At 73.4% G+C, this 18,237-nt stretch carries 11 protein-coding genes; 3 read left to right on the forward strand and 8 right to left on the reverse strand.

From position 1 onward, the window contains the following. The first annotated feature begins 6 nt into the window (after nucleotides 1-6). Together ACIP84_RS24830 and ACIP84_RS24835 are read left to right on the forward strand one after the other, a co-directional pair. Complete coding sequence (locus tag ACIP84_RS24830) at nucleotides 7-1,098, forward strand: HAMP domain-containing sensor histidine kinase (protein ID WP_355957860.1); 1,092 nt, start codon at nucleotides 7-9, stop codon at nucleotides 1,096-1,098. Nucleotides 1,099-1,388: 290 nt separating this feature from the next. Further along, entirely contained in the window at nucleotides 1,389-5,207 is a 3,819-nt protein-coding gene (locus ACIP84_RS24835; protein WP_401800363.1) for a multifunctional oxoglutarate decarboxylase/oxoglutarate dehydrogenase thiamine pyrophosphate-binding subunit/dihydrolipoyllysine-residue succinyltransferase subunit, read from the forward strand. A gap of 76 nt (nucleotides 5,208-5,283) precedes the next feature. On the opposite strand, the gene fxsT is transcribed toward ACIP84_RS24835, so the two are convergent. The 7 genes from fxsT to ACIP84_RS24870 all read right to left on the reverse strand — a co-directional run bounded on the left by fxsT (nucleotide 5,284) and on the right by ACIP84_RS24870 (nucleotide 17,012). Beyond that, nucleotides 5,284-8,307, reverse strand: coding sequence for an FxSxx-COOH system tetratricopeptide repeat protein (gene fxsT / locus ACIP84_RS24840; RefSeq protein ID WP_401800366.1), 3,024 nt, complete (start codon nucleotides 8,305-8,307; stop codon nucleotides 5,284-5,286). 37 nt (nucleotides 8,308-8,344) lie between these two features. Beyond that, nucleotides 8,345-9,664, reverse strand: a complete 1,320-nt coding sequence (locus tag ACIP84_RS24845; RefSeq protein WP_355957452.1) for an aKG-HExxH-type peptide beta-hydroxylase — start codon at nucleotides 9,662-9,664, stop codon at nucleotides 8,345-8,347. A gap of 126 nt (nucleotides 9,665-9,790) precedes the next feature. Then, complete coding sequence (locus ACIP84_RS24850; protein WP_231071786.1) at nucleotides 9,791-9,988, reverse strand: hypothetical protein; 198 nt, start codon at nucleotides 9,986-9,988, stop codon at nucleotides 9,791-9,793. A 114-nt stretch (nucleotides 9,989-10,102) separates the two neighbouring features. Beyond that, on the reverse strand, nucleotides 10,103-13,345 hold the full coding sequence (locus tag ACIP84_RS24855; protein WP_401800369.1) for an SAV_2336 N-terminal domain-related protein: 3,243 nt from the start codon (nucleotides 13,343-13,345) through the stop codon (nucleotides 10,103-10,105). A gap of 7 nt (nucleotides 13,346-13,352) precedes the next feature. Continuing rightward, nucleotides 13,353-14,369 (reverse strand): MoxR family ATPase, encoded by a 1,017-nt coding sequence (locus ACIP84_RS24860; protein WP_355957444.1) that lies wholly within the window; start codon nucleotides 14,367-14,369, stop codon nucleotides 13,353-13,355. Between the two features lie 121 nt (nucleotides 14,370-14,490). Further along, the gene (locus tag ACIP84_RS24865) at nucleotides 14,491-16,536 is read right to left on the reverse strand and encodes a trypsin-like peptidase domain-containing protein (RefSeq protein ID WP_401800372.1); all 2,046 of its coding nucleotides are present in this window, start codon (nucleotides 16,534-16,536) and stop codon (nucleotides 14,491-14,493) included. After that, the gene (locus tag ACIP84_RS24870) at nucleotides 16,533-17,012 is read right to left on the reverse strand and encodes a CU044_2847 family protein (RefSeq protein WP_401800375.1); all 480 of its coding nucleotides are present in this window, start codon (nucleotides 17,010-17,012) and stop codon (nucleotides 16,533-16,535) included. Before ACIP84_RS24870 ends, ACIP84_RS24865 begins: the two co-directional genes overlap by 4 nt. Nucleotides 17,013-17,106: 94 nt before the next feature. Here ACIP84_RS24870 and ACIP84_RS24875 point away from each other — a divergent pair, with 94 nt between their 5' ends. Continuing rightward, nucleotides 17,107-17,292 carry a DUF6104 family protein gene (locus ACIP84_RS24875; protein ID WP_010061466.1) on the forward strand — a complete coding sequence of 62 codons (186 nt, stop codon included), beginning with the start codon at nucleotides 17,107-17,109 and terminating at the stop codon, nucleotides 17,290-17,292. Between the two features lie 67 nt (nucleotides 17,293-17,359). Here ACIP84_RS24875 and ACIP84_RS24880 read toward each other — a convergent pair whose 3' ends face one another. After that, the gene (locus tag ACIP84_RS24880) at nucleotides 17,360-18,175 is read right to left on the reverse strand and encodes a hypothetical protein (RefSeq protein WP_401800377.1); all 816 of its coding nucleotides are present in this window, start codon (nucleotides 18,173-18,175) and stop codon (nucleotides 17,360-17,362) included. Nucleotides 18,176-18,237: the final 62 nt, after the last annotated feature.

The raw sequence follows: 18,237 nt of genomic DNA on the forward strand, positions 1-18,237 counted from the left end.
AGGGAGCTGCGGGGACCGGACGGCGGGGTACGCCGGCCGCGCCGGATCGCGATCTCGATCAAGACCAAGCTGGGCACGCTGGTCGTCGGTGCGGTCCTGCTGACCTCCGGGCTCGCGCTGGTGGCGATCCGCACGTCCACGGAGTTCCGGTACATCACGATCTTCGCGATGATCGCGACCCTGCTGATCACCCAGTTCGTGGCGCAGTCCCTGACGGCGCCGCTGGACGAGATGACCACGGTGGCCGGGACGATCTCCCGCGGGGACTTCACCCGGCGGGTGCGGGGCGCGGACCGGCGTGACGAGCTGGGCGACCTGGCGTCGACGATCAACCGCATGGCGGACGACCTGGAGGCGGTGGACCGGCACCGCAAGGAGCTGGTCGCCAATGTGTCGCACGAGCTGCGGACCCCGATCGCCGCGCTCAGGGCCGTACTGGAGAACGTCGTGGACGGGGTCTCCGAGGCGGATCCGGAGACGATGCGGTCGGCGCTGAAGCAGACCGAGCGGCTGGGCCGGCTGGTGGAGACGCTGCTCGACCTGTCACGTCTTGACAACGGTGTCGTGGCACTGAGGGCGAGCCGTTTCGAGGTCTGGCCGTATCTGTCGGGAGTTCTGCGCGAAGCGAACCTGGCCGCCTCGCAGCGCGGCCTCTCCTCCTCCTCGGGCCTGCACAACCGGACGGACGTCCATCTGCATCTGGACGTGTCGCCGCCCGAGCTGGTGGCGCACGCGGACGCGGAGCGGCTGCACCAGGTGATGGCGAACCTGATCGACAACGCGGTGAAGCACTCGCCACCGCACGGCCGCGTCACGGTCCGGGCCAGGCGCGGCCCGTATCCGGACTCCCTGGAGCTGGAGGTCGAGGACGAGGGTCCCGGCATCCCGGAGGCGGAGCGGCACAGGGTCTTCGAGCGGTTCAACCGGGGCACGGCCCCGCACCGGCAGGGCCCCGGGAGCGACGGCGGCACGGGGCTCGGCCTCGCGATCGCCCGCTGGGCGGTGGATCTGCACGGCGGCGGGATCGGGGTGGCCGAATCAGCACGTGGATGCCGCATCAGAGTCACTCTTCCGGGCAGCCTTCCCCCAAGAGATTGACGTAGGGTTCGAACCGGAGCGGCCCGTTCTGCGTGTGGAGGAGAGAGACCTCCGCGCACGTGAGCGGGGACTGGTCAGAGGTGCGGTCGAAGGCGGCCGTGCCTGCACTTCCCCCTACCCTCACACATGCGGAACCACGCTTGTTTCCCGCCATTCACGGCCCCGAAACACCCCGTCAAGTGTGACTTGCGCGACGTTGGCGCTCCCCGCCTGCACCTCCCGGCCGGACAGGCGTAGCCTTTATTTCCGCTGTCCATCACCTTGTGAAGCGGAAGAGGGCGGTTGCCGCCGTGTCGTCTCAGTCCCCCAGTACCCCGAGCTCCCCGACCGACCAGGACGGGCAGGGCAAGAGCCCCGCAGCCGCCTTCGGTGCCAATGAGTGGCTCGTCGACGAGATCTACCAGCAGTACCTCCAGGACCCGAATTCGGTCGATCGTGCCTGGTGGGACTTCTTCGCCGACTACAAGCCCGGAGCGTCGGAGACCCCGACCGCCCCGGCTTCCACCACGCCGAGCGCCCCCGCGGCGCAGCAGGCGGGCCCCGCACAGGCCTCGCCTGCCGCTCCCGCGGCCGTTCCGGCTCCCGCGCCCGCTCCGGTCGCGGCTCCGGCCCCCGCGGCCGCCCCGGCGCCTGTGAAGGCCTCCGCGGCCCCTGCCGCGCCGGCCGCCGCCAAGCCCGCCGCCGCGCCCGCCCCGGCCAAGGCCGCTCCGGCCGCCGCCAAGCCCGCGGCCGAGACCCCGGCCGGCCCCGAGCTGATCACGCTGCGCGGTCCCGCCGCCGCGGTCGCGAAGAACATGAACGCCTCGCTGGAGGTGCCGACGGCCACGTCCGTCCGCGCCGTCCCGGTGAAGCTGCTCTTCGACAACCGGATCGTGATCAACAACCACCTGAAGCGCGCCCGGGGCGGGAAGATCTCCTTCACGCACCTGATCGGCTACGCGATGGTGCAGGCGATCAAGGCCATGCCGTCGATGAACTACTCCTTCGCGGAGAAGGACGGCAAGCCGACCCTGGTCAAGCCGGAGCACGTGAACTTCGGTCTCGCGATCGACCTGGTGAAGCCCAACGGCGACCGCCAGCTCGTCGTCGCGGGCATCAAGAAGGCCGAGACGCTCAACTTCTTCGAGTTCTGGCAGGCGTACGAGGACATCGTCAAGCGGGCCCGCGTGGGCAAGCTGACGATGGAGGACTTCACCGGCGTCACGGTCTCCCTGACCAACCCCGGCGGCCTCGGCACCGTCCACTCCGTCCCGCGTCTGATGCCCGGACAGTCGGTCATCATGGGCGTCGGCTCGATGGACTACCCGGCCGAGTTCCAGGGCACGTCGCAGGACACCCTGAACAAGCTGGGCATCTCGAAGGTCATGACCCTGACCTCGACGTACGACCACCGCGTCATCCAGGGCGCCGCCTCCGGCGAGTTCCTGCGCGTCGTCGCCAACTTCCTCCTCGGCGAGGAGGGCTTCTACGACGACATCTTCAAGGCCCTGCGCATCCCCTACGAGCCGGTCCGCTGGCTCAAGGACATCGACGCGTCGCACGACGACGACGTCACCAAGGCCGCGCGCGTCTTCGAGCTCATCCACTCCTACCGGGTCCGCGGCCACGTCATGGCCGACACCGACCCGCTGGAGTACAAGCAGCGCAAGCACCCCGACCTGGACATCACCGAGCACGGCCTCACCCTGTGGGACCTGGAGCGGGAGTTCGCGGTCGGCGGCTTCGCCGGCAAGTCGATGATGAAGCTCCGCGACATCCTCGGCGTGCTGCGCGACTCGTACTGCCGCACCACCGGCGTCGAGTTCATGCACATCCAGGACCCGAAGCAGCGCAAGTGGATCCAGGACCGCGTCGAGCGCCCGCACTCCCGCGTGGAGCGCGAGGAGCAGCTGCGGATCCTGCGCCGGCTGAACGCCGCGGAGGCCTTCGAGACCTTCCTGCAGACGAAGTACGTCGGCCAGAAGCGCTTCTCCCTGGAGGGCGGCGAGTCCGTCATCCCGCTGCTCGACGCGGTCATCGACTCGGCCGCCGAGTCGCGCCTCGACGAGGTCGTCATCGGCATGGCCCACCGCGGCCGGCTGAACGTCCTGGCGAACATCGTCGGCAAGTCGTACGCGCAGATCTTCCGCGAGTTCGAGGGCAACCTCGACCCGAAGTCGATGCACGGCTCCGGCGACGTCAAGTACCACCTGGGCGCCGAGGGCACCTTCGTCGGTCTCGACGGCGAGGAGATCAAGGTCTCCCTGGCCGCCAACCCCTCGCACCTGGAGGCGGTCGACCCGGTCCTGGAAGGCATCGTCCGCGCCAAGCAGGACGTCATCAACAAGGGCGGCACGGACTTCACCGTCCTGCCCGTCGCTCTGCACGGTGACGCGGCCTTCGCCGGCCAGGGTGTCGTCGCCGAGACCCTGAACATGTCGCAGCTGCGCGGCTACCGCACCGGCGGCACGGTCCACATCGTCATCAACAACCAGGTCGGCTTCACCGCCGCCCCGGAGTCCTCGCGTTCCTCGATGTACGCGACCGACGTGGCCCGCATGATCGAGGCGCCGATCTTCCACGTGAACGGCGACGACCCGGAGGCCGTGGTCCGCGTCGCGCGGCTCGCCTTCGAGTTCCGCCAGACGTTCAACAAGGACGTCGTGATCGACCTCATCTGCTACCGCCGCCGCGGTCACAACGAGGGCGACAACCCGCAGTTCACCAACCCGCAGATGTACAACCTGATCGACAAGAAGCGTTCGGTGCGCAAGCTGTACACCGAGTCGCTCATCGGTCGCGGCGACATCACCCTCGAAGAGGCGGAGCAGGCGCTCCAGGACTTCCAGGGCCAGCTGGAGAAGGTGTTCGCGGAGGTCCGCGAGGCCGCCAACGCCCCGGCGTCGGCGACCGTCCCGGACGCCAAGGCGGCCTTCCCGGTCGCGGTCACCACCGCGGTCTCCTCCGAGGTCGTGAAGCGGATCGCCGAGTCGCAGGTCAGCGTCCCGGAGCGGATCACGGTCCACCCGCGCCTGATGCCGCAGATGCAGCGCCGCGCCGCCTCCGTCGAGGACGGCACGATCGACTGGGGCATGGGCGAGACCCTCGCCATCGGCTCGCTGCTCATGGAGGGCACCCCGGTCCGGCTGTCCGGACAGGACTCCCGCCGCGGCACCTTCGGCCAGCGCCACGCGGTCCTGGTGGACCAGGAGACCGGCGAGGACTACACCCCGCTGCTCTACCTAGCCGAGGACCAGGCCCACTACAACGTCTACGACTCGCTGCTCAGCGAGTACGCGGCGATGGGCTTCGAGTACGGCTACTCGCTGGAGCGCCCGGACGCCCTGGTCGTCTGGGAGGCCCAGTTCGGTGACTTCGTCAACGGCGCGCAGACCGTCGTCGACGAGTTCATCTCCTCGGCCGAGCAGAAGTGGGGCCAGACCTCCGGCGTCACGCTGCTCCTGCCGCACGGCTACGAGGGCCAGGGCCCGGACCACTCGTCCGCGCGCCCGGAGCGCTTCCTCCAGATGTGCGCCCAGGACAACATGACGGTCGCCATGCCGACCCTGCCGTCGAACTACTTCCACCTGCTGCGCTGGCAGGTCCACAACCCGCACCACAAGCCGCTCATCGTCTTCACGCCGAAGTCGATGCTGCGTCTGAAGGCCGCGGCGTCCAAGGCGGAGGAGTTCACCACCGGCGGCTTCCGCCCGGTGATCGGTGACACGACGGCGAACCCGGCCGACGTCCGCAAGGTCGTCTTCTGCGCCGGCAAGGTCTACTACGACCTGGAGGCCGAGCGTCAGAAGCGCGGCGACACGGAGACCGCGATCATCCGCCTCGAGCGTCTGTACCCGCTGCCGGGTGCCGAGCTCCAGGCCGAGATCGCCAAGTACCCGAACGCCGCGAAGTACATCTGGGCGCAGGAGGAGCCGGCGAACCAGGGTGCGTGGCCGTTCATCGCGCTCAACCTGATCGACCACCTGGACCTGGCGGTCGGCGCGGACATCCCGGCGGGCGAGCGCCTGCGCCGGATCTCGCGTCCGCACTCCTCGTCCCCGGCGGTCGGCTCGGCCAAGCGCCACCAGGCCGAGCAGCAGCAGCTGGTCAACGAGGTCTTCGACGCCTGATCGTCGCCCTCGGAGCACGTACGGAGGCCCGGCACCCCGCTTGGGGGTGCCGGGCCTCCGGCGTGTGCGGGTGAGGTCAGAGGTTGGCCTCGAAGTCCCAGTACGGGCGGTTGCGCTGGCGGGCCGACAGGGTGTGCGGGTGCTGGGCGCCGAGCGTCCTGGTGAGGGTGAGCAGGGCGTCCTCCTCCAGCTTCGACGCCTCCTCGGTCTCGCGCAGTCCGCGCAGGTCGGTGGCGAGCGAGACCTGGCAGGAGAGGGTCAGCGGGTGCTCGGAGCCCATGACGTGCCGGGCCCGGCGCAGGGTGTCCCGGCTGAGTTCCGCGGCGTCGGACACACGCCCGTTGAAGTTGCGGGCGGCGGTGGCGTTGAGGGCGCAGCCGAGGACCCAGGGGTGGTCGGGTCCGAGGGCGGCGGTGAGTCCGGCGAGCGCCGCCTCCAGCATGGTCATGGCCTCGGTTCGCTCGCCCGCGGACTGCATCACGAGGGCGGTGTTGGCGAGGACTCCGGTGGAGACGGGGTGGGCGGGGCCGAGCAGGGCGCGGTAGCCGGCCTCGGCCTCGTTGATGAGTTCGCGGGCCCGGTCGAGGTCGCCGTGTTCGCGCAGGTAGTTGGCGTAGTTGGTGACCGCGGACAGCGTGAGGTAGTGGCCGCGTCCCTGGGCCTGTTCGAGGTGGTCGAGGACGCCGGCCATGACGGCGCCGATGTCGTCCTTGAAGCCGCCTTCGCGACGCCGGCAGAGGGCGAGCTGGCTGCGTGCGTAGAGGGTCTGCAGGTGCTGGGGGCCGAGGATCCTCACATGGAGGCGGACGTTGGCCTCCTGTCGGCCGAGCGCCTCGCGGTAGCGGCCGAGCAGCCGGAGGTCCTGGGCCACCGCGTTGTTGGAGTTGAGGGTGGAGGGGTGGTGGGGCCGCAGGATGGTCTCGCAGCGGGAGAGGGTGTCGGCGTCCTGTTCGTACGCCTCCCGGTAGCGGCCGAGCATCCGCAGGACGACGCCGACGTTGTGACGGGCGGCGAGGGTGAGCTGCTGGGTCTCGCCGAGGAGGCTCTGCGCCTCGGCGAGGACCTCGCGCTGGAGGCGTTCGGATTCCTTGTACTGCCCGAGGAATCGCAGGTCGCGGGCGATGCAGATCTTGGACTTGAGGTCGCCGAGCTCGTCGGGGTGTTCGGCCGCGGCGAGCAGGGTGCGGCGGGCGCGGTCGAGTTCGTACGCCTCGCGGAAGCCGCCGCTGCGGCGCAGGATGTCGCCCTCCACGGTGGTGAGTTCCTGCATCTGCGGGGAGAGCGGGTCCATGAAGCCGGTCCAGTTGCCGCGGATGCGTCCGGCGAGGCGGGTGCCCGCCTTGTACTCGCCGCTGCGGTCGCAGTAGCGCAGGCAGTTGAGGACGGTGGTCTGGATGCGCGGATCGGTGCTGCGCAGTGCCCCGGAGGGCTCCAGGTGGGGCAGGAGCTCGGAGTAGCGGGGCCAGTTGCGGCTGTCCGTCGGGTTCCCCGGGTCGGCCTCGGCGAGCAGCGTACGGACGGCCTTGCGGTGGGCGTCGCGGTGCTCGCCGTCGGTGAGCCGGGAGACGATGTCGTGCACCAGCCGGTGCATGTGGATCGACTCCTGCTGGGGTGCGGCCTCCTCGCTGGTGACGGGGCCGCGGGTCTCCCGGGTGAGCACCGAGTAGTTGACGAGGGTGTCGAGGGCGCGGGTCCAGGCGGGCAGGTCGGTGGCCATCCACCGCAGGCCCTCGGGGAGGGAGGCCTGCGGGTGGGCGCGGACGATGCCGAGGGGGATGCGGCCGGGGGCGAAGGAGGCGCACAGGCTGAGGATGTCGATGGCCTGCGGCTGGGCGCGCCGGAGCCGGTTGATCAGTATCGACCAGGAGGTGAGCGAGGTGTTGGGCATGCCCTCGCCGGTGCTCGGCTCGTCGACGGTGGAGAGCCGTCCCTCACGGACCATGCGCAGGTACTCGGAGGCCTCCATGCCGGACTCGCCGAGCCAGGCGGCCGCCTGGACGAGGGGCAGGGGTACGTCTCCGAACTCGGCGGCGACCTCGTCGGCCTCGACGGCGGTGATGTGCGGGGCCCGGCGCATGAGGTAGCCGGTGGACTCCGCGCGGTCGAAGTTGCGGACCGGGAGCACGTCGGTGTGTTCGCGCCAGCCGTGGTTGCGGGAGGTGATGAGGACGTGTCCGGGCCCTTGCGGGACCATGACGTCGACGTCCCTGATGTCGTCCCAGCCGTCGAAGACGACGAGCCACCGGCTGTGCGGGTCGCCGCGGCGGAGGGCTTCGCGGACGGCGCGGATGCGTTCGCCGGGCTCGCTGCCGGTGGGGAGTTCGAGGGCGACGGCGAGTTCGCCGAGGCGGTCGCGCTGGACGTTCCGGTCGTCGGAGCTGACCCACCAGATGACGTCGTAGTCGGAGCTGAAGCGGTGGGCGTACTCGGCGGCGATCTGGGTCTTGCCGATGCCCGACATGCCCAGGAGGGTGTACGCGGCGTTGCCGCGCTCGGCGTCCATGAGCCGTTCCTGGAGCTCGGTGAGGAGGTCGTCGCGGCCGGTGAAGCGGGGGTTGCGGCGGGGTACCTCGCCCCAGATGTCCGGCGGGGTCTCCGGGTAGCGGACGAGGGCGCCGGGCGAGATCCGGCGGGCGGGGGAGCGGCGCGGTTCGATGTCGAGCCTGCTGAGGAGCCGGGCCTCCGCCTCCTCCTCGCCGACGCCCCAGAGGCTGACCGGTTCGAGGACGGCCGTGGAGGGGAGGAGGGTGCGGTTGGTGAGGTTGACGGCGGCGAAGCGGTCGGCCTGGCTCGCGACGAAGCCGCGCAGGACGTCGTTCCACTCGCCGGCCGGCCGGGGGCCGAGCTCGAAGAACCAGTCGTCGAGGACGAGGAGGACCCTGCCGCGGGCGAGGAGCAGGTCGCCGAGGGAGTCCTCCAGGGGGACCTCGCGGGGCGGGTCCCAGCGTTGCAGGGTGGCGCGGACACCGTGGGTGTCGAGGCGCTGGTTGATCCAGGCCGCCCACGGCCGGTGGTAGCCGGGAAAGACGACGAGGACGTGCTCGGGAGCAGCTCTGCCACCGTGGTCCGCCGAAGCGCCGCCCGACCGCTGTTCCGCCATGTGTGCATCTCCCGTCCCGCTCACGCGCAACGCAGTGTCATGTGCCGTGGGCACAGTGTGGCCCAAGGGCTCGCCGGCCGGAGCTGAGGCTCGCAAGATGCTTCCCCATTTGCCGGGCGAACTCCCGCCCCTCATTGGTCAGTTCATCGGATTCGAGCAGTATTCCAAGAGCTTCGACCACCTGATCGTGGACATGGTCGAACTGTCGTGCCGACTGGGCACGCCACCGTCCGGGCACCCCTGCGCCGCGCGGGGCCCGGGCGGCCCGGTGCCACAGGTCGGCGAGCGCCAGGTGGGCATAGGCGCCCTGGAGGACACTGGCCACCGGGCGGAGGTCCCTGCGCCAGCCGACCCGGTAGGTGGGGGCGGCCCGGTCCGACGGGTGGGGCCGGTGGAGCGGGACCAGCTCGTGGAGTGTGGCGAGTTTGCTGTGGTGCATCTCGTGGACGAGGGTCTCGACCATGTCGAGGGCCCCGACGGCGGGCGTCATGAGGATGGCCCCGGGGGCGGCGGCCAGCGTGGCCCCGATGGAGCGCGTTCCGAGCGGGACGAGCGGTACGACGACGTTCACCGTGCGGCCCACCTCGAAGGCCCGGGCCCGGTCGGTCGCGCGCAGCAGACCGCGGGCGGCGGTCCAGCTGCCGGCCCAGCCCGCGTGGTCGGTGTCGAGACGGCCGGCCGCGGCGCGGGCCGGCATGCCCATGCCGGGCGGGAGCCGGTACGGGTCGAGGTCCTCCAGACGGGTCGCGCCCCCGGGCAGGGCACACACCCCGTGCCAGCCAGGACCGCTGCCCGTCACCGTTCTCACGGCGCCGCGCGCGTGGCGCCGGAGCACGGCTCGGGAGCCCGTGCCGTCCACGCTCCCGATCCGTACCGAGCGGGCGCGGGCGTCGATCCGGACCCGCCCCGGGCCCCCGGCCTCGACCCGGCCCAGGCCGGGGAGCGGGATCACCCCGTCGGGGGCCTCCACCGTCAGTTCCATGCGTAACCCGGCGCGCAGGGCCGCGGTGACGGCGAGGAGCTCGAAGTAGGCGAGGTGGCGGTCGAGGCCGGCCCCGGGTGGCTCGGTCAGCGCGGCGGCGAGCCAGGTGCCGGTGGTCGGGTAGTCCAGGGCGGCGCGGACGACGTCCGGGCCGGCGCGTTCGGCCCGTTCGAGCAGGAGCCAGGCCGCCTCGAAGCTGCGCAGCGCCACGGGCGCCACCGCCTCACGGTGGCGCCGGACCCGCACCAGGAGGGTCTTGAGGAGGAGCAGCCGCCTGGCGTGCCCCCCGGTCCGCAGAAATGCCGCCCCGGCCGGCCCCGGGCGCGTGCTGGCGAGCCCGGCGAGCACCGCCGGGTCCGGCGAGACGGCGGTCACTCCCGGCTCCGGACGCACGGCGGGCCGCCGGGCGGCCCGGGCCGGTGACCGAGGGGGGATCGGCGGCCGGGCGCAGAGACGGCCGAAAGTGAGCGCCCCGCGCGGACCCCCGTGCGAGCCCGGCCGTCAGCCGACGAACTCGTCCTCCGTCCAGGACGCGACGAGATCCGAGGGGCGGAGCAGCACTCTCTCCACCGCCGCCCCGAGGGCGGCGTCGTCCATGACCCGCAGGGTCCGCAGGTCGACGGTCGCGAGATCGTACAGATGCGAAGACGTGACGGCATCCCGCCCGACACCGGTCGCCCACCCCGTGCGCTCGCACACTCTCGGCTCCTCCTCACCGACGCTGTCCCCCACGGTCGTAGCGGTGCGGCGGTTCTTCCCGACGCCAGGAGACCGGAAACCCATTCGATTCAACTGCCCCCATGTGCGCCCCCGTTATCCAGCCGTCCAGGACCACCACGGGGGCATGACGCGCCGGCGCTCCTCGGACGTGAGCGGCACCCCGTCCCTCGCCCTGGCGCTCTCCACCCCCGCGAGCAGCGCCCGGGTCCGCTCCACGTCGTCCCAGTCGACCTCCACCAGCTCGCCCGTGAGGCGCCGCCACTGCGTCGTCGCCGCGAGCAGCACCGTCCGGGCCCGCGCCGGGCGGCCCATCAGGGCGAGCACCGCCCCCTGGGCGTGCAGCGCGCGGGCGCCGGTGACCGTGCCCGGCTCGTCGCCGTGGGCGGCACGGGAGTCCTCGCCGGCGTTGCGGTAGGCGGCGAGGGCGTCGCCGATCACCCCGTCCCGCGCGGTTACGGCCAGCTCCAGGCGGACCCGCCCCAGTTGCAGCCAGACCTCGGCGCGCTCGCCCGGGTCGTGGGTGCCGCGGACCGCCTGTTCGAGCACATGGCGGCTCTCGAAGAGGTCGGGCAGGAACCCGGCCCGGTGGAAGCGGAGCGCGAGGACGCTGCCGATCAGGGCGCGCGCCCGGGCGCGCTCGGGCGCTCCGGCGGGCAGTCGTGTGAGGGCCTCGCGCAGGACGCCCTCGGCCCGGTCGACCGGTGCCGTGCCGGTCCCCGCGGCGGCCCGCCGCAGCAGTGATCCGCCCCAGGTGAGCAGGAGCGGTCCGCGCTGCTCGCTGTCGGCGGGCGCGAGCAGGGTGGCCTCCTCGTACGCCGCGTCGGCGGCGGCCCCGTCGCCCTCCGTGTCGTACAGCCGGGCGCGTGCGGTGGTGAGGCGCAGCCGCAGGGCGCGCGCCTCGCCGAGGAGGGGGTCGGCGCGGTCGAGCACGACGCCGATGCGGCCCGGGTCGGCCCCGGCGAGGTGGAGGGCGTCGGCGAGGTCGAGGAGGGCGGCGGCGCTCTCGTGCAGGGTGAGGGCGGCGGTGAGTTCGGTGGCCGCCTCCTCGCCGTCACCGCGCGCGAGGAGCAGCCGGCCGCGCCGGAGATGAAGGGTGTGGCGGGCCGTTTCCGGCCAGTGGCCGGCGTCCTCGGCGAGGGCGGTGAGGGCCGCGTCGAGATGACCGGTGTCGTCGGTGTCCCGCCATAACGCGTGGTGGACGACGGCCAGTTCGAGCCGGGACTCGGCCCATGCCTCCCCGCCGGACCCGGCGAGCTCCCCGGCCCGGACGAGCGTGTCGGCGGCCTCGCCGAGGAGCTCGGGCCGGCGGCCGGTGCGGCGGGCGGCAGCGGTGCCCGCCTCGGCGTACAGGGCGCGGGCGAGGACGATCCGGGCCTCGACGGGTTCGGCCGGGAGCGCCGCCTCGGCGCGCTCGCGCGCCCCGGCGAGCAGGGCCGGGTCGGACTGGGCGCGGCCCTGCGCGAGGAGGCGGCGGGCCTCGGTGAGGGGGTCGGGGGTGACGAGGTCGGGGTGGTAGAAGCGGAGTACGCGCGCGGGGATGCGGGCGAAGAGCTCGGTCTCGGGGCCTTCGGGTCCCAGGGGCTCGTCGGTCGCCTCGGTCTCCTCGGGGAGGTCGGTGGCCCGGCCGTGGCTCCGGTGGGCCCCCGGGCCGTCCCCGGTCCCGGTGTCGGTCCTGGTGTCGTTCCCGGTGTCGGTGCCCGCGAGGCGCGCGGCGGCGAGCGCCGGGAAGTTGCGCATGCCTTGGCCGAAATTGCGCTCCACGTACGCGGAGCAGTGTTTGAGGACGAGGGCGGCGGCGCTGGGGTCGAGCGAGCCGAGGAAGTGCTGCTGGATGCCGGGCGGATAGCTGAAGCAGGGGTACGGGGTGGGCCCGGGCAGGCGTCGCAGGAGCCCGCTGAGCAGCACCTCGGCCAGCTCCATGGGGCCGGTGTCGGGGAGCATGGCGCGCTGCACGAGCTGCATCACGGGGAGGGCCAGCGGGGCCGCCGCGAGGTGGACGGCGAGCCGGAGCGCGCCGGGCGAGGCCGCGGCCCGGAAGGCGCGCAGGAGGTCCTCGTCGCTCCGTGCGGCCCGGGGGCTCCTGGGCGGGCGCGGCTCCACCGCTTCGGGGGCGAGCCAGGCGGCCCAGCCGCGTACGGCGTTGCCGCCGTGGCCGGTGTGGAGCCGGGTCCAGGAGGCGAAGGCCTCGGGGGTCGGCGTGAGCACGGGGACGGCCCTGCGGCCGGGGACGAGCGGCCCCCACGGCTCGTCGTCGGAGCGGAACGCGGTGTGGCCGCCGGGGGTGGCGGAGCGCTGGAAGGTGCCGGGCTCGGCGGGGAGCGCGGTGCGGGGCCAGAGGCGCGGCGGCAGCGGCTGGACGAGGGCGAGCGGGGAGTTGCGGGGCCACTGGCGCAGGAAGCGCTGGGCGGCGCCGCGCTGCCAGAGGGGTCCGACGCAGTCGCTGACGACCAGCGTGAACCGGCGGCCGGTGGGGTCGTGGAGCTGGTCGACGGGGCGCAGCCGGGGGCGGCCGTCGGCGCCGGAGGTGGTGGTGACGAGCGGCGGGCCTTCGCCGGTGTCGTACAGCCGGTGCACCTGGACGTCACGGAAGGCGCCGGACTGCTGGCAGGCCTGGCGGAGTTCCTCGACCATCCGGCTCCAGACGACCATGGCGGGGCCGGTGTCCATGAGGAGCTGGATGTCGGGGCGCCGGCCCGCCGCCGGGCGCATCACGGGGGTGAGGATGCCGGCGGCGGCGCTGCGCTCGGCGGTGGCCTCCTCGTCGAGGACGCCCTCGCCGGGGCGGTGGGGGGCGAGGGCGTAGGCGCGCAGGGGGCGGAGGGCCTTCTGGAGTCCCAGGAGCCCGGGCAGGGCGTTGGCGCCGGGGGCGCGGACCGGCAGGGTCGCGCCGCGGTCCGTACGCCGGTCTCCGGCGGTGGCGCCTGTGGCTCCTGAGGTGTCGGGGGTGTCGGGGGTTCCTGTGCCGCCGGCTCCGGTGCTGTCGGCTCCGGTCCTGTCCGTGACTCCGGCTTCCCCGGCTCGTCCCGTGCCCCCCGTGGCCATGTGGAGGGAGACGGACTCGCGGGGGCCGCCGGGGCCGGCCGCTCCCTCGCCCTCGGCACCGGCTGCGCCGCCACCAGGATCCCGGCCGTCGGCGGAACCGTCCCCGGCCGTCTCCCGCCGGGGATCGCCCGGCGGTCCCCCCGCCCCCTCCGCCCCTTCCGGCCCCTCCTGGTCCCGGGGCGGGCCGGGGAGCCATCGGGAGAGCCAGAGGGCGTCCGCGACATCCTCGGCGGTGGGGTCCTGGCCACCGGCCCGCAGTCTGCGGGTGAGTTCCTCCAGATGCATCCGGTGCATCCGATCGTCACCTCGGCTGATCGAGCGGTTGCATGAGCATGTCGGCGATGCGTTCCCTGGTGACCCGTTCGGCGCGTGAGGCGTGCTGGGTCAGATAGAGGGCGTTGAGGAGCTGGTCGGTGGCGATGACCTCGCCGGGCTCGCGGTTGAGGAAGCGCTGGACGAGGCCCTGCTCCCCGTCGCCCGCGGCGGCCTCGCCGCCGAGGTGCGCCTCGATCATGGCGCGGAGCTGGTCCTCGCCGGGTGCTTCGAGCTCCAGACGGATGCAGCGGCGCAACAGGGCGGCGGGGAAGTCCCGTTCGCCGTTGGAGGTGAGCACGATGAACGGGAAGGTGGTGCAGCGGACCCGGCCGCCGAGCACCGGCACCTTGCGGCCGTCGTCGCTGAGCACCTCGACGACCGGCTCCCGGTCGGCGAGCCGCTCCAGCTCGGGAATGGCGAACTCGCCCTCCTCCAGGGCGTTCAGGAGGTCGTTCGGCAGGTCCAGGTCGCTCTTGTCGAGCTCGTCGATGAGCAGCACCCGGGGCTGCTCGGAGGGGAGCAGCGCGGTGCCGAGCGGGCCGAGCCGGATGTACGAGCCGATGCCGGCCGGCGCCGCGGCGGCGGAGCCGGGCGAGCCGGCCTGGGCGCGCTCCAGCTGGACGTCCTGGAGCCGGCCGATGGCGTCGTACCGGTAGAGCCCGTCCTGGAGCGTGGTCCGGCTGACGATCGGCCACCGGAGCACCCGGCCGAGGCGCAGTTCGTGGGCGACGGCGTGGGCGAGGGTGGACTTGCCGGTGCCGGGGTTGCCGGTGACGAGGAGCGGACGCCGCAGGTACAGCGCGGCGTTGACGGCATCCGTCTCGGCGGGCCTGGGGTGGTGGTTCTGGACGAGTCTGCGCTTGACGCCGAGCCGCCGGTCGGAGCCCGCCAGGGTGTCGTCGGCGCTGCCCGTGGAGAAGTCGCGCCAGGGCGGCGGGGCGGGCAGCCGCTGTATCTCGTCGTGCGGAAGACCGGCACCACGGTAGATCCGCCAATCGCTCACGATGGACTCCTCCTGGCTGTGGTGTCGATGCCGGGTCCGTCGACCGTACCGCCCGGGAGCGGGGCCTGCCGACGGCTTAATCGGACGGATCGCGGGGCCTTCGTCCCGGTGGGCACACGGGTCACTGCTCCCCCTCGCCGAGCAGGGGCGGGGGCTCCAGGCTGCCGCCGTACGGGGGCCGGTCGGGCGGGTCCAGGAGCAGGGCGATGCTCTCGGCCCACGCGTACGCCGGCAACACCTCGGGCCCGGCGGCCCGGTCCGCGCGGGTACGCAGCGACCGTACGGGCCCGCGCACGTCCCAGGCGTCGCGGACGGCGGAGAGCAGCCGGCCGGCCCGTTCGTGGAACTCCGCGCAGTCGGTGTGGTCATGGGCGCCGGTCCGCCAGACGGCGAGCGGATGGCCCGCTTCGAGCGCCGCGTTCATCGCCATGAACCCGTCGCCGCTGCCGACGTGACCGCAGTAGACCGGGACGGCGCCGCCCGCGGCCTCACGGAGCCGGTCGTACGCCTCCGGCCAGGTCTCCCGGCGCACGCGCGGGGTGTGGGCGTCCCGGCCCGCACCGGGCACCTCCGCGCGCAGCGGGGTCGCGTGGAGCGGCCCGTGCTCCGCCGCCGCCCAGCGCTCGCGCCATTCGGGCGTCGGTTCCCGGTCGTTGCGGCGGGCGTCGCGGATGACGACGAACCTGCGCTGGCCGAGGGCGGGCAGCCAGGCGTCGTCGGGGCCCTGGGGCGGTTCGAGCCGCCAGGTGTCGAGGGGTTCGTCGAACAGTTCGCGCGGGAGCACCGCCTCCACGGCGGCCAGGTGCCGTCCGCTGTCGCCGCGCCGCAGGGCGTCCGCGAGCGGTTCGCGCAGGGACTCCCCGAGCTGGGCCCGCGTGGCGCCCCGCTCGTCGAAGTGGAGCGGGCTGACCGTGTGCCCGTCGAGGAGGAGCTTGACCCGCCACGGGTAGCGGCCCGGGTCGTAGACCGGGGGGTCGATCTCCAGGAGGACGTCGGCACGCGCGCGGGGTTCGCGTACGGAGAGAGGCGCCGGCCGGCCGGGGCTGACGAGCCGGTCGATCTCGCGCCGGAGGTGCCGGTCGGCGTCGCCCGACTCGTCGACGATCCAGTGGGTGAGGTCCGCCGTGTCGATCCGCTCGCCGTACCGCCCGCGCACGTGCCGGGCGACATGGGCGGCGTACAGGAGCACCGCGTCCAGTTCGAGGTCGCGGACGCCGTCTCTGCGGGGCGCCCGCAGACCGCGCAGGAGTCCGGCGCCCTCGCTCCACGTGCGGGGGTCGTCCTCCAGGGCGTCCGGCAGTTCGTCGTCCCTGGTCCAGGCCTTGACCTGGTCGACGAGGTCCATGATCTCGCCGGGTGCGGTGGGCGCGGGCAACTCGGCGAAGTGTCCGTACAGCTGGGTGCGCGGTCCCGGGCTGACACCCGCGGCGCCGGTGAGGCGTCCCTGGGTGCGGGTCCAGTCGGGCCGGTCGTCCAGGGAGCGGTAGCGGGCCAGGTGGTACCGGTCGTGGGCGCGCAGCGCCTCGCCCATCGCCTCGCCGCCGGGGAGGTCGTGCAGCCGGCGGAGCGCGGTGACGGGCACGACGGCGCCGCCGTCGCGGCCGCGTCCCTTGTTGAGGCCGACGACGGCGCCCTGCCGGTGGTCGACGACGGGTCCGCCGGAGCAGCCTTCGACGGGCATGACCCAGTCGGTGATGAGCGCCTTGCCGTCCGTGCCGATCAGGGTGCCGTGGACGTGCCGGATGCCGAGCTCGCCGGTCTCCCGGGACCAGCCGTGCAGTCCGACGGGGGCCGGGGGGACGGGCGGGCGCTCGCCGAGGCGTACACAGGACGCCTTCTGCGCGCCGGGCACGCGGACGAGCGCGATGTCGGGGAAGGCCCACCTGTCCGGCGGGTCGTCGGGCCGGTCGGGGCGCGGCAGGGCGAGCACGACGGTGCCGGTGGTCTCCCGGGAGGTCTTTCCGTCCTCCCAGGTGATGCCGACGACGGGCTCGCTCCTCCACACCGCGCTTCCCCCCTCGGCCACGACATGGGCGCAGGTCAGCACCCAGCCGGGGGCGATGAAGAAGCCGGTGCCCCAGTACCGGTCGCCGTGCGGGTCATACCCGCAGTCGGGAGCGGCGATGCGTACGAGTGCGGGGCGCACGAGAGCGTCGAAGGCGCTCATGCGCGCTCGTCGGCCGCCGGGTCCGGTGTCGAGGGGTCGGGTGCGGGCGGCCGGGGCGCGGGAACGGCCGCGGGAGCCGCTGCGGAGTCCGGCGCGGGACCGGCGTCGGGACCGGCGTCGTGCCCTGCGGTCCGGCCCGGTTCGGTCCGGCCCGGTTCGGTCCAGGTCAGGGAGACGTTCACGGAGGCCTTGCCCGAGCCGTCGGCGAGGACTCCGATCACCTTGCCGGACTGCGCCGACAGTTCGATGCCGAAGCTGACGGCGACCTCCACGGGCCCCTGCGGGTCGAGCCCGGCCCGCAGCGAGCCCACCACCCCGCGCACCACGTCCGTGAGTCCGCCGGCCATCGAGACCACCCGGTCCTTGACGCCGGTGTCCTGGAACCCGCCGCCTCTGCCGAGTTCCTGCACGTCACTGACCCGGGCCCACACGGGCGTGCCGTCGTCCAGCCGAATACGCGCGATCCCGTGCGTCACAGCGCCCCCGCTCCCCGAAACGATGATGAGGAAGGCTAGTCGTCGGGGCTGACGGGCGACAGGGGACGGGAGGGGTTCCGCCTATCCTGAACGCATGTACTTCACCGACCGTGGCATCGAGGAACTGGAGAAGCGGCGCGGCGAGGAGGAGGTCACCTTCGAGTGGCTCGCCGAGCAGCTGCGGACGTTCGTCGATCTCAATCCCGACTTCGAGGTGCCGGTCGAGCGCCTCGCGACCTGGCTGGCCCGTCTCGACGACGAGGACGACGAGGACGAGTAGGACGAGCGGGACGAGCAGCGGTCACCCGTAGAACGGGCGGCTCCGAGGGGTGACTCCGCGCGCGGGGTCACCCCTCCCGCAGTCGGTCGTAGACGAGGCCGAACGCGCCGTGGGCGACGAGCAGCGCCCCCGCCGTCACCCAGCCGCCACTGCGCCTGCCGAGGCCCCAGACCAGCAGCGGCACTCCCGTGGCGAGCTGCGCCGCGCCCAGGGCGCGTGCCTTGGGGCCGCGCAGGTACGGGCCGAGGGGACCGCCCTCCACCACGTCGAGTTCGGCGCGCACCGCTTCCCGCCAGCCCGACCATTCGAGCTGTTCGGCCCCCTGCGCCAGGGCCGCCGAGCGGAGCCGGTCGGCGCTCTCACCGGGGTGGAGCCCGGGCGGCAGGGCGAGCCCGACGCGGCCGAGGACGGCGACGACGCCGAGGAGCCGGGTGTGGGCGTCGGCGTCCGGATCGGGCTCGGTGAGCGGTTCCAGGGCCTGGACGTCCAGGACGGGGTCGAGGGCGAGCCGGGCGGCGAAGGTGCGCATGGCCTCGTCCTCGCCGACGGGGGTGCCGTCCGCGAGCCAGGTGTAGCCGACCGTGCGGCGGAAGCCTGCGGCGAGGGTCAGGCCGGCACGGTCGCGGTCCCACCAGAACGCGACGACGGGCCAGCCGGCGGCCGAGACGGCGAGGGCGGTGGCCCAGCCGGTGACGACCTGTTCGACCGGCTCCCCGCCGTGGAGCCAGGGCTTCCCCTCCGGTACGAGCACGCTCCAGTCGTCGCCCGCGGGGGCGAGCAGCAGATGCTCGCGGAGCAGCTGGGCGGGTGGCCGCACCGTCGCGGGGTCGGCACGGCAGAGCAGCAGCGCTCCGACGGGATGCGGTCCGGATGTCGCGTTCATGGACCCCACGCTAGGCCAATTTGTCCGCATACGGAGGCAATTGCCGCGGCACGTGCCGCCAC

This window comes from Streptomyces sp. NPDC088707, from assembly GCF_044752725.1.
Classification (GTDB): Bacteria; Actinomycetota; Actinomycetes; order Streptomycetales; family Streptomycetaceae; genus Streptomyces.